Annotated in this window: 23 protein-coding genes and 2 tRNA genes; 14 read left to right on the top strand and 11 right to left on the bottom strand. The window is 67.0% G+C overall.

The genetic code is table 11. The features are described 5' to 3' along the window. Window positions 1-25 precede the first annotated feature (25 nt). From gyrA to U3653_RS02410, 3 genes are all read left to right on the top strand, one after another. The gene (gyrA, locus tag U3653_RS02400; protein WP_195079582.1) at window positions 26-2,542 is read left to right on the top strand and encodes a DNA gyrase subunit A; all 2,517 of its coding nucleotides are present in this window, start codon (window positions 26-28) and stop codon (window positions 2,540-2,542) included. A 39-nt stretch (window positions 2,543-2,581) separates the two neighbouring features. Beyond that, the gene (locus tag U3653_RS02405; protein ID WP_323124347.1) at window positions 2,582-3,805 is read left to right on the top strand and encodes a DUF3566 domain-containing protein; all 1,224 of its coding nucleotides are present in this window, start codon (window positions 2,582-2,584) and stop codon (window positions 3,803-3,805) included. A gap of 202 nt (window positions 3,806-4,007) precedes the next feature. Then, window positions 4,008-4,081, top strand: a tRNA-Ile gene (locus U3653_RS02410). 276 nt (window positions 4,082-4,357) lie between these two features. Here U3653_RS02410 and U3653_RS02415 read toward each other — a convergent pair. Next, window positions 4,358-4,567, bottom strand: coding sequence for a hypothetical protein (locus U3653_RS02415; RefSeq protein WP_195079583.1), 210 nt, complete (start codon window positions 4,565-4,567; stop codon window positions 4,358-4,360). Window positions 4,568-4,896: 329 nt separating this feature from the next. Here U3653_RS02415 and U3653_RS02420 point away from each other — a divergent pair, with 329 nt between their 5' ends. Beyond that, a complete protein-coding gene (locus U3653_RS02420; RefSeq protein WP_195079584.1) occupies window positions 4,897-5,541 on the top strand; it encodes an LppP/LprE family lipoprotein in 645 nt (214 codons plus the stop codon). A 113-nt stretch (window positions 5,542-5,654) separates the two neighbouring features. Here the strand turns inward: U3653_RS02420 and U3653_RS02425 are convergent. Then, window positions 5,655-5,727, bottom strand: a tRNA-Ala gene (locus tag U3653_RS02425). Between the two features lie 99 nt (window positions 5,728-5,826). Continuing rightward, entirely contained in the window at window positions 5,827-6,489 is a 663-nt protein-coding gene (locus U3653_RS02430; protein ID WP_195079585.1) for a TetR/AcrR family transcriptional regulator, read from the bottom strand. A 456-nt stretch (window positions 6,490-6,945) separates the two neighbouring features. On the opposite strand from U3653_RS02430, the gene U3653_RS02435 reads away from it, so the two are divergent. The 3 genes from U3653_RS02435 (at window position 6,946) to U3653_RS02445 (ending at window position 9,596) form a co-directional block, all read left to right on the top strand. Further along, window positions 6,946-7,671 carry a ParA family protein gene (locus U3653_RS02435; RefSeq protein WP_195079586.1) on the top strand — a complete coding sequence of 242 codons (726 nt, stop codon included), beginning with the start codon at window positions 6,946-6,948 and terminating at the stop codon, window positions 7,669-7,671. Beyond that, the gene (locus U3653_RS02440) at window positions 7,671-8,459 is read left to right on the top strand and encodes a hypothetical protein (protein WP_195079587.1); all 789 of its coding nucleotides are present in this window, start codon (window positions 7,671-7,673) and stop codon (window positions 8,457-8,459) included. Before U3653_RS02435 ends, U3653_RS02440 begins: the two co-directional genes overlap by 1 nt. 660 nt (window positions 8,460-9,119) lie before the next feature. Next, window positions 9,120-9,596 (top strand): C40 family peptidase, encoded by a 477-nt coding sequence (locus tag U3653_RS02445; protein WP_195079873.1) that lies wholly within the window; start codon window positions 9,120-9,122, stop codon window positions 9,594-9,596. Window positions 9,597-9,627: 31 nt separating this feature from the next. On the opposite strand, the gene U3653_RS02450 is transcribed toward U3653_RS02445, so the two are convergent. Both U3653_RS02450 and U3653_RS02455 read right to left on the bottom strand, forming a co-directional pair. Next, a complete protein-coding gene (locus U3653_RS02450) occupies window positions 9,628-10,812 on the bottom strand; it encodes a DUF1444 domain-containing protein (RefSeq protein ID WP_195079588.1) in 1,185 nt (394 codons plus the stop codon). A 44-nt stretch (window positions 10,813-10,856) separates the two neighbouring features. Beyond that, complete coding sequence (locus tag U3653_RS02455; RefSeq protein ID WP_323124348.1) at window positions 10,857-11,561, bottom strand: YoaK family protein; 705 nt, start codon at window positions 11,559-11,561, stop codon at window positions 10,857-10,859. Between the two features lie 247 nt (window positions 11,562-11,808). Between U3653_RS02455 and U3653_RS02460 the strand changes: the two genes are divergently transcribed. From U3653_RS02460 to U3653_RS02470, 3 genes are all read left to right on the top strand, one after another. Next, entirely contained in the window at window positions 11,809-12,747 is a 939-nt protein-coding gene (locus U3653_RS02460) for an acyl-CoA dehydrogenase family protein (protein WP_195079589.1), read from the top strand. Between the two features lie 830 nt (window positions 12,748-13,577). Beyond that, window positions 13,578-14,579: an ATP-binding cassette domain-containing protein gene (locus U3653_RS02465; protein WP_195079590.1), complete on the top strand. Its 1,002-nt coding sequence runs from the start codon at window positions 13,578-13,580 to the stop codon at window positions 14,577-14,579. Then, complete coding sequence (locus tag U3653_RS02470; RefSeq protein WP_195079591.1) at window positions 14,576-15,418, top strand: ABC transporter permease; 843 nt, start codon at window positions 14,576-14,578, stop codon at window positions 15,416-15,418. The genes U3653_RS02465 and U3653_RS02470 overlap by 4 nt, the downstream gene beginning before the upstream one ends. A gap of 15 nt (window positions 15,419-15,433) precedes the next feature. Here the strand turns inward: U3653_RS02470 and U3653_RS02475 are convergent, their stop codons facing one another. Continuing rightward, window positions 15,434-15,646, bottom strand: coding sequence for a hypothetical protein (locus tag U3653_RS02475; RefSeq protein ID WP_195079592.1), 213 nt, complete (start codon window positions 15,644-15,646; stop codon window positions 15,434-15,436). Window positions 15,647-15,752: 106 nt separating this feature from the next. Between U3653_RS02475 and U3653_RS02480 the strand changes: the two genes are divergently transcribed. Further along, the gene (locus U3653_RS02480) at window positions 15,753-16,280 is read left to right on the top strand and encodes a peptidylprolyl isomerase (RefSeq protein ID WP_067810293.1); all 528 of its coding nucleotides are present in this window, start codon (window positions 15,753-15,755) and stop codon (window positions 16,278-16,280) included. A gap of 4 nt (window positions 16,281-16,284) precedes the next feature. Continuing rightward, window positions 16,285-17,157, top strand: coding sequence for a rhomboid family intramembrane serine protease (locus U3653_RS02485; RefSeq protein WP_195079593.1), 873 nt, complete (start codon window positions 16,285-16,287; stop codon window positions 17,155-17,157). 64 nt (window positions 17,158-17,221) lie between these two features. Here the strand turns inward: U3653_RS02485 and U3653_RS02490 are convergent, their stop codons facing one another. Together U3653_RS02490 and crgA are read right to left on the bottom strand one after the other, a co-directional pair. Beyond that, on the bottom strand, window positions 17,222-17,707 hold the full coding sequence (locus U3653_RS02490) for a PH domain-containing protein (RefSeq protein ID WP_323124349.1): 486 nt from the start codon (window positions 17,705-17,707) through the stop codon (window positions 17,222-17,224). An 89-nt stretch (window positions 17,708-17,796) separates the two neighbouring features. Then, window positions 17,797-18,060 carry a cell division protein CrgA gene (gene crgA / locus U3653_RS02495; RefSeq protein ID WP_039803465.1) on the bottom strand — a complete coding sequence of 88 codons (264 nt, stop codon included), beginning with the start codon at window positions 18,058-18,060 and terminating at the stop codon, window positions 17,797-17,799. A gap of 97 nt (window positions 18,061-18,157) precedes the next feature. Here crgA and U3653_RS02500 point away from each other — a divergent pair, with 97 nt between their 5' ends. Both U3653_RS02500 and U3653_RS02505 read left to right on the top strand, forming a co-directional pair. Further along, complete coding sequence (locus U3653_RS02500; protein ID WP_195079594.1) at window positions 18,158-18,802, top strand: aminodeoxychorismate/anthranilate synthase component II; 645 nt, start codon at window positions 18,158-18,160, stop codon at window positions 18,800-18,802. Then, window positions 18,799-19,479 carry a RibD family protein gene (locus U3653_RS02505; RefSeq protein ID WP_195079595.1) on the top strand — a complete coding sequence of 227 codons (681 nt, stop codon included), beginning with the start codon at window positions 18,799-18,801 and terminating at the stop codon, window positions 19,477-19,479. Before U3653_RS02500 ends, U3653_RS02505 begins: the two co-directional genes overlap by 4 nt. A 177-nt stretch (window positions 19,480-19,656) precedes the next feature. On the opposite strand, the gene U3653_RS02510 is transcribed toward U3653_RS02505, so the two are convergent. The 3 genes from U3653_RS02510 to U3653_RS02520 form a co-directional block, all read right to left on the bottom strand. Beyond that, on the bottom strand, window positions 19,657-20,076 hold the full coding sequence (locus U3653_RS02510) for a CBS domain-containing protein (RefSeq protein ID WP_195079596.1): 420 nt from the start codon (window positions 20,074-20,076) through the stop codon (window positions 19,657-19,659). 97 nt (window positions 20,077-20,173) lie between these two features. After that, window positions 20,174-22,075 carry a Stk1 family PASTA domain-containing Ser/Thr kinase gene (pknB, locus tag U3653_RS02515; protein ID WP_195079597.1) on the bottom strand — a complete coding sequence of 634 codons (1,902 nt, stop codon included), beginning with the start codon at window positions 22,073-22,075 and terminating at the stop codon, window positions 20,174-20,176. Next, a complete protein-coding gene (locus U3653_RS02520; RefSeq protein ID WP_195079598.1) occupies window positions 22,072-23,589 on the bottom strand; it encodes a protein kinase domain-containing protein in 1,518 nt (505 codons plus the stop codon). Before U3653_RS02520 ends, pknB begins: the two co-directional genes overlap by 4 nt. Window positions 23,590-23,611 lie beyond the last annotated feature (22 nt).

Genomic DNA, 23,611 nt, shown 5'->3' on the forward strand with positions numbered 1-23,611 from the left:
ACGTCAGCCCCGTTAAGGAGACTTCATGACCGACATCACCCTGCCACCGGACGGTGCGGGCGACCGCGTCGAACCGGTCGACATCCAGCTGGAGATGCAGAACAGCTACATCGATTACGCGATGAGCGTGATCGTCGGCCGCGCGCTGCCCGAGGTGCGCGACGGCCTCAAGCCGGTGCATCGCCGGATCCTCTACGCCATGTACGACAACGGGTACCGGCCCGATCGCGGGTACGTGAAGTCGGCCCGCCCGGTGTCGGACACGATGGGTAATTACCATCCGCACGGCGACTCGGCGATCTACGACACCTTGGTGCGTATGGCGCAGCCGTGGGCGATGCGTTACCCGCTGGTGGACGGCCAGGGCAACTTCGGCAGCCGCGGCAACGACGGCGCCGCGGCCATGCGCTACACGGAGTGCCGCCTGACGCCGCTGGCGATGGAGATGCTGCGCGAGATCGACCACGAGACGGTCGATTTCATCCCCAACTACGACGGCAAGACGCAGGAACCGGTGGTCCTGCCGAGCCGCGTGCCGAACATGCTGATGAACGGCAGCAACGGCATCGCGGTCGGCATGGCGACCAACATCCCGCCGCACAATCTGACCGAGCTCGCCGACGCCATCTACTGGGCGCTGGACAACCACGACGCCGACGAGGAAGCCACCCTCGCCGCGTGCATGGAGCGGATCAAGGGTCCGGACTTCCCGACCGCCGGCCTGATCGTCGGCACCCAGGGCATCCACGACGCGTACACCACCGGCCGCGGCTCGATCAAGATGCGCGGTGTCGTGGAGATCGAGGAGGACAATCGCGGCCGCACCACGATCGTCATCACCGAGCTGCCCTACCAGGTCAACACCGACAACTTCATCAACGCGATCGCCGAGCAGGTCAAGGACGGCAAGATCGCCGGGATCGCCGACATCCACGACGAGTCCTCCGACCGCGTCGGCCTGCGCATCGTGGTGACGGTCAAGCGCGACGCCGTCGCCAAGGTCGTGCTGAACAACCTGTACAAGCACACCCAGCTGCAGACCAGCTTCGGCGCCAACATGCTGTCCATCGTCGACGGCGTGCCGCGCACGCTGCGCCTGGACCAGATGATCCGGTTCTACGTCAACCACCAGTTGGACGTCATCATCCGGCGCACCAGGTACCTGCTGCGCAAGGCCGAGGAGCGGGCCCACATCCTGCGCGGCCTGGTCAAGGCGCTGGACGCGCTGGACGAGGTCATCGCGCTGATCCGCCGCTCGGCCAACACCGACACCGCGCGCACCGGCCTGATGCAGCTGCTCGACATCGACGAGATCCAGGCCACCGCGATCCTGGACATGCAGCTGCGGCGGCTCTCGGCGCTGGAGCGGCAGAAGATCGTCGACGATCTGGCCAAGATCGAAGCCGAGATCGCCGATTACAAGGACATTCTCGACAAGCCGGAGCGGCAGCGCGCGATCGTGCGTGACGAGCTGGCCGAGATCGTGGACAAGTACGGCGACGAGCGGCGCACCCAGATCGTCTCCGCCGACGGCGACGTGGCCGACGAGGATCTGATCGCCCGCGAGGACGTGGTCGTCACGATCACCGAGACCGGCTACGCCAAGCGCACCAAGACCGATCTGTACCGCAGCCAGAAGCGCGGCGGCAAGGGCGTGCAGGGCGCCGGCCTCAAGCAGGACGACATCGTCAAGCACTTCTTCATCACCTCGACGCATGATTGGCTGCTGTTCTTCACGAACAAGGGCCGGGTCTACCGGGCCAAGGCCTATGAGCTGCCCGAGGCCAACCGCACCGCGCGCGGCCAGCACGTGGCCAACCTGCTGGCCTTCCAACCGGACGAGAAGATCGCCCAGATCATCCAGATCAAGTCCTACGACGACGCGCCGTACCTGGTGCTCGCCACCAAGAACGGCCTGGTGAAGAAGTCGAAGCTGACCGACTTCGACTCCAACCGCAGCGGCGGCATCGTCGCGGTGAATCTGCGCGACGAGGACGAATTGGTCGGCGCGGTGCTCTGCTCGGCCGACGACGACCTGCTCTTGGTCTCCGCGCTCGGCCAGTCGATCCGGTTCTCCGCCACCGACGAGGCGTTGCGTCCGATGGGCCGCGCCACCTCGGGCGTGCAGGGCATGCGGTTCAACGACAGCGATGCCCTGTTGTCGCTCAACGTGGTTCGCGACGGCACCTATCTGCTGGTCGCCACGTCCGGCGGCTACGCGAAGCGGACCGCGATCGAGGAGTACACCGCGCAGGGGCGCGGTGGTAAAGGCGTATTGACCATCCAGTTCGACGCGAAACGTGGCACCCTGGTCGGGGCGCTCATCGTCGACGACGATGATGAGTTGTACGCGATCACCTCCGGGGGCGGCGTCATCCGGACGGCGGCGAAGCAGGTTCGTAAGGCTGGACGACAGACCAAGGGCGTGCGATTGATGAACCTCGCGGAGGGCGATACCTTGCTTGCGATCGCGCGCAACGCCGATGAGCCCGATCCCGATCAGGTCTCCGGTGGCGGCGACACCGGCTCCTCCGAGAAGTAACCCAACAGCGGCGGCAACGAACGGATCTAAGGATTCCCATTGACCACTCCGAATCAGCCGAATGACGAGCGGCACCAGACGAACGGTGTGACCGAGCGGATCGCACCGTCACCGATCCCGCCGCGGCCGATCCCACGGCCGGTCGCCTCGGCCGAGAACGGTCAGGGCCAGCCCAGCGGCGGTCAGCCCGGCGGTCACCCCGGTGGCGGCCACCCGGGTGGACCGCAGCCCGGTGGCCCGCAGGGCCAGCCGAACGGGCCGCAGGGCCAGCCGAACGGGCCGCAGTCCGGCGGGCATCCGGGTGGACAGCCTGCCAACCAGCCCGGCGGCAACCAGCCGAACGCGCAACCACACGAGATTCGCGACCAAAAGGGTGATTTCGCGCCGCAGCAGGGAGCGCCGGACCAGGCTCCCGGGGGTGACGGCCAGGATCGCTTCGACCAGAAGACGACGCGGATCCCCAACCAGGCCCCGCAGTCCGCGCCCGAGAACGAGGACAAGCAGCCGGTTGGCGCCACCAACGGCGGACAGCAGTCGCCGTATCAGGACGGGTGGGCGCAGCTGCCGCAGCGGGAGCCGCAGTCCAACCTGTACCGGCCGGGACAGGCCCCGGTCACCGGTCGCCCGACTTCCGGCGGCGCGGGCGCCGGCCTCGGCGGCAGCACGTCCAACGCGCGTACCACCGCCGACCTGGCGGCCAAGGCGGCGCGCAAGGAAGCGGCGATGGTGAAGTCCGTCGGTATCGACGGCCCCACCCGCAGCATCGCCCGGCCGGAACTGATCAAGGACATGCCGGACCTGTCCGAGATCCGCCATCCGCTGCCCCAGGCCGAAGCCGCGGGCCCGCAGTCAGTGCCGGTGTCGCCAGCGGTTCCGGTCGCGGTCGCGGCGGTCGCCTCCGGCGAGCCGCTGCGGGCCACCGTGCAGATCCGCCGCATCGATCCCTGGTCGACGCTGAAGATCTCGCTGGTGATCAGTGTGGCGATGTTCTTCGTGTGGATGCTGGCGGTCGGCCTGCTGTACATCGTGCTCGAGGGCATGGGCGTGTGGGAGCGGCTGAACAACACGTTCACCGACATGGTCTCCCAGGACAGCGGCTCGGTCGGCCTGATCGACGCGGGTACCGTGTTCGGGTACGCGGGCGTGATCGGCTTGATCAACGTCGTGCTCTTCACCGCGCTCGGCACCGTTGGCACCTTCATCTACAACCAGTGCTGCGACCTCGTCGGCGGCATCCAGGTCACTCTGGCCGACCCCGACTAGAGCCACCGCACTCCGGACGGCCGGTACTCGCCCAGCGGGCTGGTACCGGCCGTTCCTGTCGGTACGGGGCTGAGCGCGGGACAGCGGCGCTCCACCGCCGCCAACCGGGCCCCGGTAAGGCTCCTACCAGCCGTTTTGGTTCCGCGGATAGGTGTTGTGTAGTCTCTACACGTCGTTGTTCACCGCGAACAACGCGAACTACGGGCCTATAGCTCAGGCGGTTAGAGCGCTTCGCTGATAACGAAGAGGTCGGAGGTTCAAGTCCTCCTAGGCCCACCTCTGGTGCCAGTTCAGGCACATTCCTGTACTCGATCCCTCGTCATCGCCTATCACTTTCGACGCGGAGACCATACCCTCGCACTCGCTCGTCGGCGCCGAACTGGTGATGGAAGCGAGCGAGTCCGGCAAGTCGCGGAGGGCTGAGTCCTGCGCCGTCTATCCGGCGGGGTGGGTGACGACAGCTACGCCGATTGGCTGATGAAGCACCACAGGGCGAGCGCGGGATGGTGCGGACATCCGAGACTCCTTGCAGGTTGAGTGGTGCGGTAGGTCTTACTGGCAGAACTGGGGACCCTGGTTCATGAGCATCAGCTTGATGATGGTGCACAGGATGCTTCCGGGACCGCTGGCCGATCCGCTCTCGCCGGCCACCGCGGAGACGGAGGGGGCGGGTTGCGGAATCTCGGCCTGCGCCGTCGCGGCGGGTGACAGCACAGCCACGGTCAAGAGAGCGCCGATGGTGAGCCGAGTGATTCGAGTCATCGAATCTGCCTTCCTTCCTTGAGGTTTCGGTCCGCAGATGCGTACCACCCAGACCATCGTCGGCTCCGCGCCCGTCGTTACCACGGTGTTATCCAGCGACCGTCACGGCGTCATCCGGTAGGCGAGCTCGACCTTCCGGAAACCTGCCGCTGGGTGCATCGCTGTAACACCCGTGGCAGGCGTTTCGACACCTTTTGACAACAGTTGGCGGACAAGAACATTCGTATCGGGTGGGATGCCGAATCCCCCGGATCCGGCGCGCCGGTGATCGCGGGCGTGAAACGAATGTCGAAACCCTCAGCTGCGCAACAACATCCGAGGGGTGCGCGATGAACGTCAATTTATCGGCCGTGGTGTCGCTCGCGGCGACCGTTGTGCTCACGACGGCCGCGTGCGGTCCCGACTCGGGGACATCGGCCGGGCCCGTGACGTCGGCGGGGCGTACGACCACCGCGTCACCGGCGGGTCCAGCGGTGACGCCGGAACGCGCTCCAGGGGCCAAGGCGGCCCCCGGATCACCCGCCGCGACGACCCAGTCTCCCGTCGCGGAACAGGCGCCGGAAGGTAGCGGCCACGGCCTGTGCTTCGACGCCAACTCGGCGCTCGCGGCGTCCTCGATCGCCACATTGGCGGCCCCTCCCGGCGGGTCCTGGACGGTCCAAGGGGCGAGCGAGGATCCGATCGCGGCGGGATGTACCGGCGTGCTGTCCTGGATGACGGTGGACTGGCCGGGAATTCATCCCGGCACACACGTTCTGTTCTTCGCCGGCGGAAAGTATCTGGGGACCGCGAGTGCGCGGCCGTACGCGTACACCACAGTGCTTGGCAAGACCCGCGACACCGTGTCGGTGCAGTACCGCTGGCCGGAGAAGAGCGACCCGCTGTGCTGCCCACAGGGCGGGCCGAGCGTCGTGACGTTCACGCTGACCGGCGGCACCGTGCAGGCGAACGGTCAGTTCCCGCCGGACAACTGATTCACTGCCCCGGATCGCTGGTACTCGCTTCCTTCCGACGCGAGCCCCCGCGCGTGGTTGCGCCGCTGTGAGAGAAGAAGGCCCATGCTCTTTGCGAGCATGGGCCTCGAACGTGGAGCCTAGGGGAATCGAACCCCTAACCCCTGCCTTGCAAAGGCAGTGCTCTGCCAATTGAGCTAAGGCCCCGTGCGTACAGTCGCCTGAAAACGGTACCTTCTCGCCGCTGACATGGTCAAAACGGCGGGTTGTCGCGTCAAGGTGAGCGCCGCCGGCGGTACGAACGCCTCAGGCCGCGTCAGCGCCTTTCAGCACGTCATCGAGGGAGGGCAGCGGAAGCGAGCAGATTTCGCGCGCTTCGTCGTCGGGGACGCCGAACATCCGCAGCAGGTCCTCGGTGACCTGATCGGTGGCGGCGGCATCGTCGCGGTCGGGGTGGTCGTGCAACAACTGGCCGAGGCACAGGGCGGCCCCGGCCACGATCGTCATGGCCAGTTCGGGGTCCCGGGTCCGGAACCGGCCGGTGCGCGCGGCGGCCTCGATATCGCGGCGAGCGCGCGGCGCGAGCCCCTTCCCGGACGCACTGAGCGTCAGGCCGTTGTTCAGCAGCACCTTGCTCATGGTGGGGATTCGCCGGTGCAAGCGGCCGGTCAGCCGGAAACTCTGCGCGAAGACCTCGGCCGGATCGTCCATGCCTTCGGTGAGGGCGTCGAGCACGGCGCCGTGCTTCTCGAGCGCTTCCTCCACCGCTGCCTGGAACAGATCCTCCCGACTCTGGAAGTGGTTGTAGAACGACCCCATTCCGACGTCGGCGGCCTGGGTGATCTCCAGGATGGGCGCGTTCAGCTTCCCGCTCGCGATGAACGACTGGGCCGCGGTCAAGAGGGCGGCGCGGGTGCGGGCCTTGCGGCGCTCCAGGCGATTGCGTTCCACCCCGGTCCGATCCGTCATGCCCACTCCTTTCCCTGTCGGTACGCCGCCGATGATAGCGCCTTACTCAGTTATGACGAATTCATCATGAACCGGCCTCGGGCCTTTCTGGGCGGGCTTCGGGCGCCGCAGTAGGGTGGAAGTCATGAAACTTCTTCTCACCGCCGGTGTCGTGGTTCTGGTTCTCTTCGGCATCTCCAAGCTGCGCCAGCGCGGCGACGCGGACATGTGGCACGAGGTGACCACCCGCTGATCCGCCTTTGCACGGCAGGGGGTAGGGCAATCGAGGGAACACGGGCGCAGCGGCCCGGCGGGGCGATGGAATTCCCCGCCGGACAGCCGGAACTTTGTGTCCAATTGGACACAAAGTAGAAGCGGCACAACCGGGACAAGGCGCCGCAATCAGGCGATATTCGCCGATACTGTGCCAGACTGACCCCGCACAGTAATGCACTCCTCACCCTCGGAGGAACGTCTATGACGAATTCTGTTGCGCCACTCGAATTGCCCGAACCTCTGGTCATCACGCTGGGGAATCTCAAGGGCGGTGTCGGCAAAACGACATCAGCGTTCTTCTTGGCGAGCTACTTCGCTTCGGTGCACGAATCGCGGGTGCTCGTGATCGACGCCGACCCGCTCAGCCAGACCGGATACTCCTGGTACCGGCGGCTGGTCAAGGGGGGAATCGAAGTGCCGTTCCAGCTGGTCGCGTTTCCTTCGCGGCATGTCGGCGACTGCATCACCGACAATGCCGCCGATTTCGACGTCGTCATCGTGGACGCCGGGGGTGAGTCGGCCGATATCTTCAAGGCCGCCGTTCCGGAGAGCGACGAACTCCTGCTGTTGACGAGTGTGAGCCCGTCGGAAGTCAAACGCGTGCCGAGCACGTTCAAAGCCGCCGAGGAGGCGGCGGCCGACACCGACCGGGAAATCCGGGTGCGGGTGTTGATGACCAAAGTCCCGGTGATCATGAAGAAAGGGGTCAATGTCTCGACCGAATACCGTGCGCAGCGCGGGCATTTGGAAAGCGCCGGGTACGACGTATTCGATTCCTATTTGAGCGCCTGGAAATGGTACCGGGAGGCGGCGGACGGGGAGGTGGGGGAGGGCGCCGAGAATCCGATCGAGGATCTGGGGGAGTATCGCAAGGTCGGCGACGAGTTACTGAGCGCGTATCGCGTCCTCATCGAGGTGCCCGCCTGATGCCTCCACAACGCAGGAAGGGTTCGATCGGCGGGGCCAATCCGCTATCCGACGGCGCCGAGCACACGCCACCGGTGTCCCCGCTGCGCGATGCCGAATGGCGGCGGTCGAGGCCGGTGAGCCCGAATGTCTTGACCATGCCGGTGCCCGATGCCGGTGACGGACCGCTGAGCGATCGGGAACGAGCGCAGTTGACCGCGTGCGAGTCGTCGATCGACACGTTGCGCATCGCGTTCTGGGCGGCCGGGCGCGCGCTGCAGATCGTGCGGGACGGCCGGCTCTACCGGGACAGCCACGACACCTTCGACGACTATGTGGAACAGCGGTGGGATATGCAGCGGTCCTACGCCCACAAGCTGATTCGCGCTTGGCCGCTCGCCGCGCGGCTGCATCCGATCGCGCCTGCGATCAACGAAGGCCAGGTGCGCGAGCTGTTGCCGGTGGCGGCCGAATACGGCGAAGAAGCGGCGGTGACCGTATACACCACCGTGGCGGCGTGCGCCGAGGCGAAGGTCACCGCGGGAAAACTCCGGCAAGCGGTGGCCCTGCTGCCCGAACGCTATGACGAAGAGGTGGTGGTCGAGCGCCTCCAGGCGTGGCTGCGCGGCGAACTGCCGGGCGAGGGGGCCGATCGTGCGGCCGACATCTTCACCGCGATGGAATCCCGGCTGGCGGCGCTGACCAAGCGTGTGGTCAAAGGATCCAGCGACGACCCGCGCGCGGCCCGCGAATTCGCGGCCAAGCTCCGGACGATCGCCGAACAGATCGAGGAACAGATCACCGCGTGAAAAAAGATTCGGCAATGGGCCCCGCTTCCCTGCGGGGCCCATTGCGTATCGAGGAACGAATTGCACGCCGAAATTATGAATACGTCTCAACGCACCGAAACGAGTTATTGTTTCGTTATGAAAATAAAGGTGTGTTGTGCTTTACGTGATGCAAGCTATGCCGAAAGGTGAACACTCGGATCGGATCCGCTGGACTGACGAAGCACCGTGATGGTTTTCGAATCAATTCGAGGTCTTTGGTGAAGTCGGTCGCGCCGTGTACGGCGCGTCGTATGGCTCCGCCGGAGGCCGGCGATATGAGCATCGGAGGACCGCATCATGGCATCATCGACCGACGACCGATATCTCCGCTACCTGCGGCGCGCTGTGCTCTGGGCACTCGCCACCGGAGCGGCCGCACTCATCGGCGTGCTGTGCAACGCGGGGGAGGCATCGGCCCAGCCGGTGACCATTCCCGGCGTGGGAACGTTCGAGATTTCCGACGATATTCCACTTCCCGGATCGCCGGAGAAACTGCTCCGGAACAACGCCATACTCGCCGTCGACGGAATCGAGAACGTCGCGGCCGCTCCGGTTCCGCAGATTCAGATCGCGCCCGCCACTGTGGGCCCCGCGATCGAGTCCCCCTTCTCGGTGGACATCCCCGTGCTCGAGCTGCCGATGCCGACGATCGTGCCCGCGATCGAAATTCCGCTGATCGGTGTCCTTCCGGAGATCGAGATCCCCTTCCTCGGCGACATCCCGCAGATCATGCCCCGGGCGCCCACCCCGCCCGCGGCCGTGATCCCGCAGAAGTCCGCCGGTGAGATGGCAGTCGACGCGGCCAAGACCAAGATCGGTTCCGAGTACAGCTACGGTGCGGTCGGCCCCGACTCCTTCGATTGCTCCGGACTGGTGCAGTGGTCCTACGAGCAGGCCGGCGTCGAACTGCCACGCACCAGCTACGACCAGCTCGCCGCGGGAACGCCGATACCGCTCGACGATCTGCGCCCCGGCGACATGGTGTCGTTCTACGGCGGAAGCCACTCCGCCCTCTATGCAGGCGACGGCAAAGTCATCCACGCATCGACATACGGAACGGGCGTGACCACTTCCCCCCTCTCCTCGATGCCGGTGAGCGGAGCCCGCCGATTCTGACTCCCCGAAACAGCCGCACCGCCGCTTTCGGTCAGGGAGAGACCGCCGCCGCTTCCAGCGCGGCCAGCGTCTCGGCATCCGGCCAGTGACGAATCTCGTAGCGGCGAGGCGAGAGATCCGGGACCGGAGTGAGGCCGGTCAGTCCCACGACAGCATCGAACGGGACTTCGAAAAGACGCTCCAGCTCACCTTGGTCGTCACGGCAGAAGGCGACGTAATCGGCTTCCGGGAGCAGGTACTCGACACCCTCCCCCCAGACGGTGATCGTGAAGGGACCGTTGTCGCCATGGCCGTACATGACCGAACCGACGTAGGCGGGCTCGAGGTCGTAGGGCGTGAACTCCAGATCGCGTTCGACGATCTCGTTGAGAATCCGCGCCTGCGCGTCGTATTCGGTGACCGCCAAACCGCATCGGGCGCGCTGCACGGCGGGCAGGTGGCGATGGGCGGGCGAACGATCGAGCGGGATGATCGCGCCACTGTCGTCCACGGTGTACCCCTGCGGCGAGATCGGGCGGGCCGCGTCGTGGTACTGCTCTTCCACCACCTCGAAGATCGGCTCCAGATCGTCGGCGCCGGTCGCGACGATGAGCGTGTCGACATCGGGCATGAACGCGATGGGTGCTCGGTTCCCGAAACCGGAACCGGCGAGCCAGCCGGGGAGCAGCGGCCATGACGTGCAGTAGCCGTCGCCGTCGTCGACGAATTGCAGGACGCCGTCTTCCTCGAAGTCGGTGAAAGCCACTATCGCGGCGAGGTTTTCGCGTGCGGCCGTGAATACCTCATCGGAACTCACGCCCCACTCGCGCAATGACGCGTAGGTGACGATCGATCGGGTCTGGGGCATGTCGATGGCAACCATCTCGTCCACGAATGGGAAAGCCGAGCGCGCGATCGGCCGCGACTCCGGTTCGACGCCGACGCCGAAACTGTTGGGGCGCAGAAGCGGTCGCAGCATGGACCGCGCCGCGGGCCAGTCGGGCGCGGGAGCGCGCAGCTCACGCACGGCGGCACAGTGCTGGGCGACCCGGGCCTCACGCTCGGCCGCATCGAGTTCGCGGGTTTCCCGAAAGATGTTGTGCAGGTCGAGAAAGAGGTCGCCGGTTCGTATGGCGAACTGGTCCGGGTCGTATTCGGCTTCCGTTTCGTCCAGCGTGGAAAGGTGTTGCATGACGAGCGCGGCGAAGGCGGCGGCTTCGTCTTCGATGTTCTGCACGCGGCCACGGTAGTCGGGGAGCCGGGCCGATGCCCCGCGGTGGCTTACCGTGTGAGGGGACCGTGCCGATCCAGATGCAGGTAGGTGAAGCCGGTGACGAGCAGGCACACGACGGTGGCGGTGATCAGCATGGCCCAGCCCGCGACCACCAGGCTCAGCAGTCCGCCGAGCAGTGCGCCGAGCGAAAAGCCGGCGTAGAGCAGGAAGTATCCGAGCCAGTCCGCGTAGTCGCCACCGCTGAGATGGCGTTCGACGCCCTGGCCCAGTTTGACCAGCGTCCCGGTGACGTAACTGAGCGGCACCGACACCTCACCGTTGCGTACGAACGACGTGTTGAGCGCGCCGACGCCGAAGGCGACGAACATGATCGGCAGCAGGCCGATCGGCCTGCTGGAGGTCTGGTATTCGAGAATGTCGATGACCGACGCCAGCGCTAGGCAGACCGTGGTCAGCAGGGTGGGTCCGTGCGGATGCCCCGACCAGTAGCGTCTGCGGCACCATGAGGCCACCACCACGCCGGACAGGAACGACAGCAGCAATCCGGCGGCCGCCAACGCCATATCCGTTTCGTCGTGGAAATATCCGAGCACGGCCCGTTCGGTGTTGCCCGTCATGAAGGTGACGAAATAGCCAGCCGTATGCATGAAGGCCGCCGCACCGATAAGCCCGGCGAGCGCCGCCAGTACCCATGACAGTCTGGCTTCGGAGTCGAATAGTGCCCTTTTGCGACTTTCTTCCAGTTCCGGCACAGGTCCAACTCCTTCCGGTACGGGCGACAGTTCAGTCAAGCAGGCTCGGGTACGGAATCCGACCATGCAGCGCCGACCGTTGCCCACCGATCGCTGGTGCTTCGAGACGAATCGGGCGGCGTATGGTTGGGCGCGGCGCCCGAGTACGCCGTCATATCCTGGCCGGCGGGATGATGCCGGTTCGGCCTCCGCGGTGTGCGGAGCGAGCGCACTCCCGAGCGAGTCGGTGCTCGGTTACCGTGCAGAGGTGGATACTCTGCTCGACTTCCTGCTGACCGAGCCGGTGGCAGCCGCGCCGCTCGACGATGTCACCGCGGCGTGGACGCGGCATCGAGTGGCTGCGAAACGATTCGAGCAGCCGGTAGAGGTGGCCGTCGCGGGCGGTTTCGGAGCCGACCGGCTCGGATTCGCCTTTCTGTCCGGCTATCAGGAGGCGCTGCGGACGCTTGTTCCCGACCTGCCGGAGGACGAGCTGGTCGCGATGTGCGCGACCGAGGAAGGCGGCGGTCACCCAGCCGCGATTCGCACCACGCTCACCGAGCGGGACGGCGCCTGGCTGCTCGACGGCACGAAGTCGTTCGCGACCATGGGCTCCTACGCACGGCGGTTGGTGGTGATCGCCAGTGTCGGCGCGGCGCCGGACGGGCGGAATCGGTTGCGCGCCTGCACCGTCGAGACGAGCGAAGCAGGAGTGCGCCTGACCGATCATCCCGCGCTGTCGTTCGCGCCCGAGGTGCCGCACGCCTCGGTAACCCTGACCGGCGCGCCGGCGGTGCCGCTTCCCGGTGACGGCTATCTCGACTATCTCAAGCCGTTCCGGACGATCGAGGACATCCACGTGCTGGCCGCCGCGCTCGGCTGGCTGGTGCGGGTGGCCCGGCTGTCGGAATGGCCGCGCGCGAGCAGGCAACGGCTGTTGACGCTGGTTGCCGCCGTACGGGGCCTCGACATCGATGCGCCGAGTGCGGCCGGGGTGCACATCGCCCTCGGCGGCGTCTTCGATGCGTTCGGTGACCTGCTGGCCGAGATCGAGCCCTTGTGGCAGTCCGCCGACCCCGTGACCCGGCAGCGGTGGGAGCGGGACCGGCCACTGCTGGCCACCGCTGGGCGCGTGCGCGCGCAGCGGCTCACTGCCGCGTGGCGGATGGTGGAACCGGGTGGCGACGAAGCGGGAACAGGCGCCTGAGCTGCGCCGAAAATGGGGAGCGGGCCTCGGCGAAGGGGGGGAGTTAGCCGAGGCCCGCGTAGGGTCGGCCCGGGGGGGAGGGGCCGACGTGAACGATGCTACTCGATGATGTGCGTTTGTGTGCGCGTGGGGACGGCGGGGTTTCCAAGTTTTTTCGGGTCGGCTCACTTCCGGACGCCGCATCGCGGTTGTCACCGGCCCGTTGGTGGTCCAGGCGGCTCGTGGCGGTTGGCTTGTTGTTTGCCAAAAGGCTTGTGAATAAAGCGTTTACACGTACCCGGCACGATATGACCTGCTGAGGCGCCGCATCGCGCGCAACATGCCGACCGGTCGCCGCACGGAAGAAATCTGCGACAACGTCCGGGCGTGTCGGTCCTTCTGGCGCGGCGGCACCCGCACGCGGCGGCCGAACATGTCGTACCCCGATGCGAACATGTGTTCGTGGTCACCGACTGGACTGTTCGCGCGGCGCGCCCCCGCTCGTCGCGCCGGCGCGCGTGCGCGATCCCGCCGACCGAGTACGGGTCGCAGGCGATTCGGGTAGCCCGCTACGCGCGCTGCGATACTCGTGCGCGGGGGATCATCGAACCGGTCGCATTCCGATCCGGTACCCCCGAGCACCGACTGGATCGGAATGCGGCCTTCTCGCGTCGCACGAGTCTTCCGCTGGCGGCCGGCAGATATCCGGAAAGAAATCGGATGAAATCGTCGGCGGCCGGGACAATACTGTCTCGGGTATCGGTCGGTCGTCCGTTCCAGCGAATTGATCGGCGCCCGGACATCATGGCGTCGCACCGATGCGCATCGAACTCGTCAACCTCAGGAGAATCATGCCCGACGCAATAGTCGCCGAGGGTCTGGTCAAGCGCTACGGCCAGCTCGTGGCCCTCGACGGACTCGATCTGCGGGTCGAGGAAGGGACCGTCACCGCACTGCTCGGACCCAACGGCGCGGGCAAGACCACCACCGTCCGAGTGCTCACCACCCTGCTGGTGCCGGATGCCGGGCACGCGACGGTGGCGGGAATCGACGTGCTGCGCGATCCGCAGACGTTGCGTTCCCGTATCGGGGCATCGGGGCAGTATGCCGCGGTCGACGAATACCTCACCGGTTTCGAGAATCTGGAAATGGTGGGCCGTCTGTATCACATGGGGGTGCAGCGAAGTAAGGAACGCGCGCGCGAATTGCTCGAACGCTTTCGGCTCACCGACGCCGCCGACCGGCCGGTCAAGGGTTATTCCGGCGGTATGCGCCGTCGTCTCGACCTGGCGGGCGCGTTGGTCGCGAATCCACCCGTGCTGTTCCTCGACGAGCCCACCACCGGACTGGACCCGCGTGCGCGCCTCGATCTCTGGGACGTCATCGAAGAACTGGTCGCAGGCGGGACCACGTTGCTGCTCACCACGCAGTACATGGACGAAGCCGATCGGCTCGCCGATTCGATCGCGGTGATCGACCACGGCAAGGTGATCGCCGAGGGCACCGCCGACGAACTCAAGACCATGGTCGGCGGCGACCGCATCGAGCTGACCGTCGATCGCGCGGACAATCTGGCGACGGCCGAGGCCGCGCTGAAGAATCTCGCCGACGGGGAGATCCATCTGGAACCGGCGTTGCGCCGGATCATCGTCCCGGTCTCCGACGGATCGCAGGCGCTGGTGGAGGCGGTCGGGCGGCTGGCGGAGCACAGCGTGCGGATCCACGATGTCGGTCTGCGCCGACCGTCGCTGGACGACGTCTTTCTCACCCTCACCGGTCACGAAGCGGAGACGATCGCGGACGGTGACGCGGCGAACGACAAGCTGGAAGCTACGGAAGGAACGATCCGATGACCGCGACGGCACCGGCCCGGCCCGCGCTGGGCGCCCGACTGTCCATAGTGGTCAGCGATAGTGTGACCATCGCGAAACGCAACGTCATCAAGATCAAGCGAGTGCCCGACGTGCTGATCTTCTCGACGCTCTCGCCGATCATGTTCGTGCTGCTGTTCGCCTATGTCTTCGGCGCGGCCATCGACGTGCCCGGCCTCTCCGGCGGTTACCGCGAGTTCCTCATCGCGGGCATTTTCGCGCAGACCGTGGTGTTCGGCGCGACCTTCACCGGTGCCGGGCTTGCCGAGGACATGCAGAAGGGCATCATCGACCGATTCCGCTCGCTGCCGATGGCCTCGTCGGCGGTGCTGGTCGGCCGGACGATCAGCGATGTGGTGATCAACGTGGTCAGCCTGACGGTCATGTCGCTGACCGGACTGATCGTCGGCTGGCGCATTCGCGGGTCGTTCCTGGACGCGGTGCTGGCTTACATCCTGCTGCTGCTGTTCGCCTACGCGGTGTCCTGGATCATGGCCGTGGTGGGGCTGTTGGTGCGAGCGCCGGAGGTGTTCAACAACGCCAGCTTCATGGTGATCTTCCCGCTCACGTTCATCGCCAACACATTCGTGCCCAGCGAGAAGCTGCCCACGGTGCTGCGCGTGATCGCGGAATGGAATCCGGTGTCGGCGCTGACCCAGGCGACGCGTGACCTGTTCGGCAACACCAGCCCGATCGCGCCGACGGGTGACGCCTGGTCGTTGCAGCACCCGGTGATCACCTCGCTGGCCTGGGTGGTGGTGATCATGGTGGTGTTCGTGCCGCTGGCGTTGCGTCAGTACAAGAAGACGGTCAGTCGCTGATCCGCCGAGCCCGAGTCAGCGATCGGTCTCCGCGCCGGCTTCCGCCAGCGGGGTCGGCGCGGAGCCGTTGCGCGAGTATCCGATGCGTGGCGGCGCGGGCGCGGGTTCGGGCGGCTGCGGCCGTCGGGTGCGGACCAGATACGCCACACCGCCCGCGAGCGCGACGGCGGCGGCGAGCAGAAGCCGATTACGTGAACGCGAAGAGACATGCAGGCGCCCAGAGGTCATGGGACCACTCTATGCACAGCCCGGCGATTCGCGCAGGAGCCCCAGCTCACACTGCCGTCCGGCCCAGTTCCGCGGTCGCATCGCCGACCGTGGCACGATGGGCGGCGTGACCTCACCGAATCAGACATCCGTGGCAACGCTGCACACGAATCACGGCGATATCAAGCTCGCGCTTTTCGGTAACCACGCGCCAAAGACGGTCCGCAACTTCCTTGGCCTCGCCGACGGTTCGGCGCCGTACACCACCGCGAACGCCAGCGGAGGCAACAGCGGCCCGTTCTACGACGGCGCTCTCTTCCATCGCGTGATGGCGGGTTTCATGATTCAGGGTGGCGATCCCACCGGCACCGGCCGCGGCGGCCCCGGCTACGAATTCGGCGACGAATTCCACCCCGAGCTGCGGTTCGACCGGGGCTACCTGTTGGCTATGGCCAACGCGGGGCCGGGCACGAACGGCTCGCAATTCTTCATCACCGTCCGTCCGCAGCCGCACCTGAACCGCAAGCACACGATCTTCGGTGAAGTGGTGGACCCGGATTCCAGGAAGGTCGTCGACTCGATCGCCACCACCAGGACCGATCGCAACGACCGGCCGCTCGAGCCTGTCGTCATCACCAAGATCACGATCGAATGAGACTATGAACCCCCAGCCGCCCGCACCCACGTGCGTCCGCCATCCGAATCGCCCGACCGGCCTGGCCTGCACGCGGTGCGGGCGGCCGTCCTGTGCGGAGTGCCTGCGCCCCGCGGCCGTCGGACAGCACTGCGTCGACTGTCTGCGCGCGGAGCAGCGCAACGTCGCGCCGGTGCGGACGGTCTCGGGCGCGGCGGCTCCCCGGACGTCAGCGCCTTATGTCACCTATGCGCTGATCGCGATCAACGTGGTGATCTATGCGATCACCGCCGCCCAGGCCAAGAGCTTGATGGACAACCAGCTCGGCTCCGCGCTGTTCTTCGACTGGGTGCTGTACGCACCGGCGGTCGCGGACGGCGAATGGTGGCGGGTGATCGGCTCCGGGTTCCTGCACTACGGTCCGATCCACCTGCTGCTGAACATGTTCGCGCTGTACGTGGTGGGCCGGGATGCCGAGCTGGTGCTCGGCCGGTTGCGCTATCCGGCGGTGTATCTGGTCTCGCTGCTCGGCGGGTCCGCCGGGGTCATGCTGTTGGCGCAGAACAGCCTGACGGCGGGTGCGTCCGGCGCGGTGTACGGGCTGTTCGGTGCGATCACGATCATTCTGCTCCGGTTGCGGCAGAACCCGAATCAGATGCTCATCATCATCGGCATCAACGTGTTCATCAGTCTGTCGCTGCCCGGCATCTCGCTCTGGGGTCATCTCGGCGGCCTGGCCGCGGGCACTCTCGTGACCCTCGGCATCCTGTTCCTGCCGGCCTGGCTGCGCGTGCGCACTCCGCAAGCGGCTCGGACGGTTGGCTGGATCGCGGTGGCGCTGGTCGCGATCGCCGCGCTGGGGCTGGTGGTCGTTGGCGCGATCACTTCCACTGCCTGACAGCGGGATTCGCTTCACGTGAAACATTCGCGGCCGGGTGCCGAATTTCCCGGCCGCGGCGTGTTCAGCGGGTTTTGTCCTGAGTGAGCCGCATGGCCGCGACCACGTCTCGATAGACGAGTTCGGGATTGGCGCCCAGGTCCCAGCGGCCGAAGATCAACAGCCGGTCCGCGCCGTCGCGCTGGACGTCGAGTTCCAGCATCGGCATTTTGCGCCCCAGGCGTCGATAGCTCACGACGCGGGCGCGGATGATCTGCTCCGGGGTGTATTCGTCCGGTCCCGTCAGCGTGCGGACGACCATGCGTGGCCGCGCACCGGGCGCCACGGACAGTCGCGGGCGTTGCCGGAATCCGAGCGCGGCGAGGGCGAGCAGTCCGGCGGCCGCCAACCCGACGAGCAGGCGGCTCGCCGCCTCGGTGCTGACCACCGCCGCGACCGCCAGGGCGACGCCGCCCACAGCGACGGCGACCAGCGCGGGGGTGGGCGTGGTCCAGGCCAGGCTCGGTTCGTCGCGGTCCGGCCGACCGGGCACCGCGGACTCCGAACTCACCGCACTCCCCAATCGCTCCTCGAGTTGTCCACAGGCTCATCCACAGGTGTGCATGAATGACACGTCTGTAATCCGGTCGCTGTCGTCGCTCAGCGCCAGCGCATCGTCATGATCAGGCCGACCACCATCAGGCCGAAGCCGATCAGGAAGTTCCAGGCGTTGAGGTCGTTCATCCAGCTGATCTGCTCGGCCGCCAAGTAGTAGACCAGCAGCCAGGCCAGCCCGGCGAGCATGAACCCGAGCATGATGGCGACATACCAGACCGGCGACGGCCCGGCCTTCACCTTCACCGGGGTCCGGCTGGCGGGGTTGATCGTGTAGTCGGTCTTCTTACGGACCTTCGACTTGGGCATGACGTCCTCGTATTCGGCGTGCAGGTCGTGGTCTCTAGGCTATCCCAACAGATAATGGATGCGACGCGGTGCCGGGCGGGCACGTAATCTCGATGCCATGCGTGTTCTGGTCGTCGACAATTACGACAGCTTCGTCTTCAACCTGGTGCAGTACCTCGGGCAGCTGGGTGTCGAAGCGGTCGTCTGGCGTAACGACGATCCGAATCTGGCCGACGTCGGCGCGGTGGTCGGAGACTTCGACGGCATCCTGATCAGTCCAGGCCCCGGCACTCCCGACCGCGCGGGCGCGAGTATCCCGTTGGTGCGCGCGTGCGCGGAGGAAAGTGTCCCGCTGCTCGGTGTGTGCCTCGGCCACCAGGCGATCGGCGAGGCGTTCGGCGCCACCGTCACCAGGGCTCCCGAATTGCTGCACGGGAAGACCAGCGACGTCTTCCACATCGGCGCCGGCGTGCTGGCCGGTCTGCCCGATCCGTTCACCGCCACGCGGTACCACTCCCTCACCGTGCTAGAGGAGACCCTGCCGGAGGAGATCGAGGTGCTCGGACGCACCGAGAGCGGGATCGTGATGGCCATGCGGCATCGCACCTTGCCCATCCACGGGGTGCAGTTCCATCCGGAATCGGTGCTCACCCAGGGCGGGCACCGGATGCTGGCGAACTGGCTCGGCGTGTGCGGCGAGCGTCCGGCCGAGGGCTTGGTGCGGACGCTGGAGGCGGAGGTCGCCGCGCTGGTGCTGCAGTGACCCGTCCGCATGTGCTGCTGTCGGTCGCGATGAGCATCGACGGGTACATCGACGACGCGAGTCCCGAGCGGCTGCATTTGTCCGACGCGGCGGACTTCGACCGGGTCGACCAGGTGCGCGCGGACTCCGACGCCATCCTGGTCGGGGCGCAGACCCTGCGCAGCGACAATCCGCGACTGCTCGTGGGCAGCGCAGAGCGCAGGGCGGCCCGGCTCGCCGCGGGCAAGCCGGAATATCCGTTGAAGGTGACGGTCTCTGCGAGCGGCGAGCTGGATCCCGAGCTGCGGTTCTGGCACCACGGCGGCGGCAAGCTCGTCTACACCACGGCGGCGGGCGCGGCGAAACTCACCGCCCGGCTGGCCGGACTCGCCGAGGTGGTCGATCTCGGCACCGAACTGGACTTCGCCGCGCTGTTGGACGATCTCGGCCGCCGCGGTATCGACCGTCTCATGGTGGAGGGCGGCACTCGCATCCATACCGCGTTCCTCGCCGCCGATCTGGCCGACGAACTGCACCTCGCGGTGGCCCCGATCCTGGTGGGTGACGTAGCGGCCCCGCGCTTCCTCGATCCGGCCGATTTTCCGGGCGCGCCGCACCGCAGGATGCGACTGACCGGCGTGACGCAAGTCGGCGATGTCGCCGTGCTGCGGTATCTGCCGAAGGCCGACCGGACCTGACGCGGGAGTCGTCCCTCGGTAGCGGAGCGACCCACCGCGGACGGCGGGTTCACCGCCCGCGGCCGGTCGGCTCACATGGCACCTCGAGCGGGCTGTGGGTAACCACGGTGGGCCTTGCCGAAGTGCGTAGAAGTAGCCGGGAGGGCGGCGGGCGCCGCTCTCCGCGCGGTGGGAAAGCTACGGACGCCCGTAGACGGCGGTCACGAACTCGCCGAGCTGGTTGTCGTCCAGATGCCTGGCCAAGTCCGCTTCGCTGATCATGCCGACGAGCCGCTTGTCCTCGATCACCGGCATGCGCTTGACCCGGTTGCTCTCCATTTCATCGAGGACTTCCTCGATGTCGGCGTTGGCATCGACCCACCGCGGCGTCGCTTCGCACAGTTCTTCGACCCGGCAGTCCGCGGGGGTCTTGCCCTGGGCGATGCACTTCACCACGATGTCGCGGTCGGTGACGATGCCGCACATGCGCTCGTTGTCGTCCGAGACGATCAGCGACCCGACGTTGAGCTCGGCCATGGTGCGTGCGGCTTGCTCGATGGTCGTATCCTTGCCGATCCACTGAACGCCCGGTTTCATGATGTCCCTGGCAGTGGTCATGAGCTACCTCCTCGTGCTCAGCTGCGCTGATTGGGATGGAGCAGCATCATTCTCCCGCAATTCACACCGGATGGTCTCGTTTTCCGGATACCGCCGATCACGGCGGGCCGAGCACTCCCACCCCGACCAGGATGGCGCTGTTCTTCTGGATCGAACTGCCCGCGGACGGTTGCTGACTGAGGATGCGTCCGACGCTGCCCGCGTCGAAGGTTCCCTGCGGCGACTGGCTGATCTGACTGGTGCTACCGGTCCAGCCCTCCGCCCGCAGCTTCTCCACCGCCTGCGAGACGGTCAGGCCGACCAGCGACGGCATCTTCAGGTCGCCCGCCGATACCTGCACGGTGACCGTCGAGCCCTTCTCCGCGTTGCTGCCACCGGCCGGGCTCGAGGCGACCACCTCGCCCTTCGGCTTGGAGGACTGCACCTCCTGCACGACGACCTTGAAGCCGTTGCCCTCGATGTTCGGCTGCGCCACGTCGATCGTCTGGCCGACGACGTAGGGAACGCGAACCGCTTCCGGGCCGGTGCCGATCGTGACGACGACCTCCCAGTCGACGTCGACCTTCGAACCCGGCGACGGATTCTGCTCGATCACCTGATCCTTCTCGGCGATGCTCGACGGTTTGCGCTCGATGTTCGGGTTGATCCGCAGGCCTTTGGAATTCAGCACCTGCTCGGCCTGCTCCTGGGTCAACCCGGTGAGCTTCGGCACCTGCACCTGGGCGGGCCCGGAGGACACCTGCACCGTGACGGTGCTTCCCTCGTCGATCCGCGAGCCGCCCAACGGCTGCGTCGCGATCACGTTGCCCGTGGCGACCTTGCTGTCGGGCTTCTGCTGGATCGCCACGGTGAAGCCGAGCTTCTGCAACGCGTCCTGCGCCTGCTGGGAGGACTTGTTGGACAGATCGGGAACCGCTACCTGGTCCGGTCGGCTGCCCGGCCCGAGCAGCACCCAGAACAGGGCGAAAGCCACGGCGACCGCCGCGACCGCGCCGAGTGCGATGTAGGCGGTCCGGCGCCGGCCGTTCGGCTCGGCCGGGTCCTGCTCGGCGGTGTCGTCGTTGCGCTCGACGGTGCGGTAGTTGCGCGGCGGCGGCTCGTCCGCGCCCATCATGGTGGTGCGGTCCTCGTCGGTCATCACCATGGGAGCGCTCGGCTTCTGGCCGCCGAGCACCCGGATCAGGTCGGCGCGCATCTCGGCGGCGGTCTGGTACCGGTTGGCCGGGTTCTTGCTCATCGCCTTGAGCACGACCGAGTCCAGCTCGCGCGGCACCCCCGAGTACACGTGCGACGGCAGTCGCGGGTCTTCCCGGACGTGCTGGTAGGCGACGGCGACCGGCGAGTCACCCGTGAAAGGCGGCTCGCCGGTGAGGATCTCGAACAGCACACAGCCGACCGAGTAGACATCCGAGCGGGCGTCCACCGTCTCGCCGCGCGCCTGTTCCGGCGAGAGGTACTGCGCGGTGCCGATCACCGCCGCGGTCTGCGTCATCGGGTTGGAGCTGTCGGCGATCGCGCGCGCGATGCCGAAGTCCATCACCTTCACCGCGCCGGCACGGTTGATCATGATGTTGGCCGGCTTCATGTCGCGGTGCACGATCCCGGCCTTGTGGCTGAAATCCAAGGCGGCGCAAACGTCCGCGATGATCTCCATCGCGCGCCGCGGCGGCAGCGGCCCCTTGCCGCGCACGATGTCGCGCAGCGTGTCGCCGTCGACGTACTCCATCACGATGTACGGCAGCGGGCCGCCGTCCACCTCCGCCTCACCGGTGTCGTACACCGCGACGATGGCCGGATGATTGAGCGCGGCCGCGTTCTGCGCTTCCCGCTTGAACCGCAGGTAGAACGTGGGATCGCGGGCCAGGTCTGCCCGCAGCACCTTGATCGCCACGTCTCGGCTCAGCCGGACGTCGCGGGCCTTGTGCACCTCGGACATGCCGCCGAACCCGATGATCTCGCCCAGCTCGTAGCGAGACGAGAGGTTCTTCGGGGTCGTCATGGCAGTCCTTGCGAAGAAGTGGCGGATCCGCTGCGAGTGGCCGAAGGCCCCCGGGCACCGGGAATCTCCGGGAATGGTATGTCGAGGGTCGGGATGCGTGGGCGGGTCGCGGTGGCCGTGGGCGCGGTGGTCGTCGGCTTCGTCGTGCTCGGTGCCGTGGTGGTCGGCGGCGCGGTGGTCGTCGTTGGCTCCGGTGTCGTGGTCTTCGGCTCGGTGGTGGTCGGTTCGTAGGTTTCGGTTTCCACCGGCGCGGGCGCTGGCTTGGGGGTGGTCGTGGTGGCCACCGGCGGGGCAGGCTTCGGATTCGGTGCGAACGTCGTGGTCGGCGATGGGGTGGAATCGGGGTTGGTGTCGCCGCCGAAGAGCAGGTAAGCCGTGAGCGCGGCGAGCAGTACGGCGCCGACGCCGAGTCCGGTGAGCCATTTCTGAGTGGTGCTGAAACCCTTGCCGCCACCGGGCGGTTGATCGGCCGCGCCGCGGCTGAGCACGGTGGCCGGAGCCGCGACCGTGCCGGCGCGATTCGCCGCTCCTACCGCTCCTGCCGCGGGCGTGGAGTAACGCACCGTCGCCCCGTCGAAGTCGGACGGCGTCGAGGGGATCACGGCGGTCGGGCCGGGCGGGAGCACGCGCGTCGCGCCGGTCAAGGGCGCGGCGGGGTGCATGCCACTCGGCGGCGGCGGACGGCGGCCCGCCCGCACCGCGGCGACCGCGTCGGCGAACTCGCCACCGCTTGCGTAGCGGCGCGCCGGGTCCTTCTCCATCGTGATCTCGATGAGTTCGCGCACGTTGCCGGGCAGGTCGGCGGGCATCGGCGGCGGCGTCTCGCGCACGTGCTTCATCGCGACGGTTAGCGCGCCGTCGCCGGTGAACGGCCGCTGTCCGGCCAGCGCTTCGTAACCGACCACGGCGAGCGAATAGACGTCGCTGGCCGCGGTGGCGTCCTCGCCGACCGCCTGTTCCGGCGCGATGTACTGCGCGGTGCCCATCACCATGCCGGTCTTGGTCACCGGGGAGGCGTCCACCGCCTTGGCGATACCGAAATCGGTGATCTTCGCCTGCCCGGTCGGGGTCACCAAAATGTTGCCCGGCTTCACGTCGCGATGCACCACGCCCGCGCGGTGCGCCACCTCGAGCGCGCGCCCGGTCTGCTCGAGCAGGTCGAGCCCCTGGGGGACCGACAGCCTGCCCAAACGGTTGAGCACCGTGTTCAGCGGCTCGCCCTGGACGAATTCCATGACCAGGTACGCGATCTCGCTGCCCTGCGGGTCGATGGTCTCGCCGTAGTCGTAGATGCCCGCGATACCGGGGTGATTCAGCTGGGCGGTGGTCTTCGCCTCGGTGCGGAATCGATGCCGGAACGTCGGGTCGGCCGAGAACTCCGATTTCAGCACCTTGACCGCGACCCTGCGGTCCAACCTGGTGTCCAGCGCTTCCCAGACCTGGCCCATGCCGCCGGTCGCGATCAGTCGCTGCAGCCGATACCGGTCGGCGATCATCGCACCGTTGTTCAGCATCGAGGTCCCCGTACCTTCACTC

It is taken from the genome of Nocardia implantans (genome assembly GCF_035544775.1).
GTDB classification, from domain to species: domain Bacteria; phylum Actinomycetota; class Actinomycetes; order Mycobacteriales; family Mycobacteriaceae; genus Nocardia; species Nocardia implantans.

Coding starts and splice junctions, on each gene's coding strand:
- gyrA (WP_195079582.1), top strand. CDS start 26: ATGACCGACATCACCCTGCCACCGGACGGTGCGGGCGACCGCGTCGAA.
- U3653_RS02415 (WP_195079583.1), bottom strand. CDS start 4,567: ATGACTCGAATCACTCGGCTCACCATCGGCGCTCTCTTGACCGTGGCT.
- U3653_RS02420 (WP_195079584.1), top strand. CDS start 4,897: ATGAACGTCAATTTATCGGCCGTGGTGTCGCTCGCGGCGACCGTTGTG.
- U3653_RS02430 (WP_195079585.1), bottom strand. CDS start 6,489: ATGACGGATCGGACCGGGGTGGAACGCAATCGCCTGGAGCGCCGCAAG.
- U3653_RS02435 (WP_195079586.1), top strand. CDS start 6,946: ATGACGAATTCTGTTGCGCCACTCGAATTGCCCGAACCTCTGGTCATC.
- U3653_RS02440 (WP_195079587.1), top strand. CDS start 7,671: ATGCCTCCACAACGCAGGAAGGGTTCGATCGGCGGGGCCAATCCGCTA.
- U3653_RS02445 (WP_195079873.1), top strand. CDS start 9,120: ATGCCGACGATCGTGCCCGCGATCGAAATTCCGCTGATCGGTGTCCTT.
- U3653_RS02465 (WP_195079590.1), top strand. CDS start 13,578: ATGCCCGACGCAATAGTCGCCGAGGGTCTGGTCAAGCGCTACGGCCAG.
- U3653_RS02470 (WP_195079591.1), top strand. CDS start 14,576: ATGACCGCGACGGCACCGGCCCGGCCCGCGCTGGGCGCCCGACTGTCC.
- U3653_RS02475 (WP_195079592.1), bottom strand. CDS start 15,646: ATGACCTCTGGGCGCCTGCATGTCTCTTCGCGTTCACGTAATCGGCTT.
- U3653_RS02485 (WP_195079593.1), top strand. CDS start 16,285: ATGAACCCCCAGCCGCCCGCACCCACGTGCGTCCGCCATCCGAATCGC.
- crgA (WP_039803465.1), bottom strand. CDS start 18,060: ATGCCCAAGTCGAAGGTCCGTAAGAAGACCGACTACACGATCAACCCC.
- U3653_RS02500 (WP_195079594.1), top strand. CDS start 18,158: ATGCGTGTTCTGGTCGTCGACAATTACGACAGCTTCGTCTTCAACCTG.
- U3653_RS02510 (WP_195079596.1), bottom strand. CDS start 20,076: ATGACCACTGCCAGGGACATCATGAAACCGGGCGTTCAGTGGATCGGC.
- pknB (WP_195079597.1), bottom strand. CDS start 22,075: ATGACGACCCCGAAGAACCTCTCGTCTCGCTACGAGCTGGGCGAGATC.
- U3653_RS02520 (WP_195079598.1), bottom strand. CDS start 23,589: ATGCTGAACAACGGTGCGATGATCGCCGACCGGTATCGGCTGCAGCGA.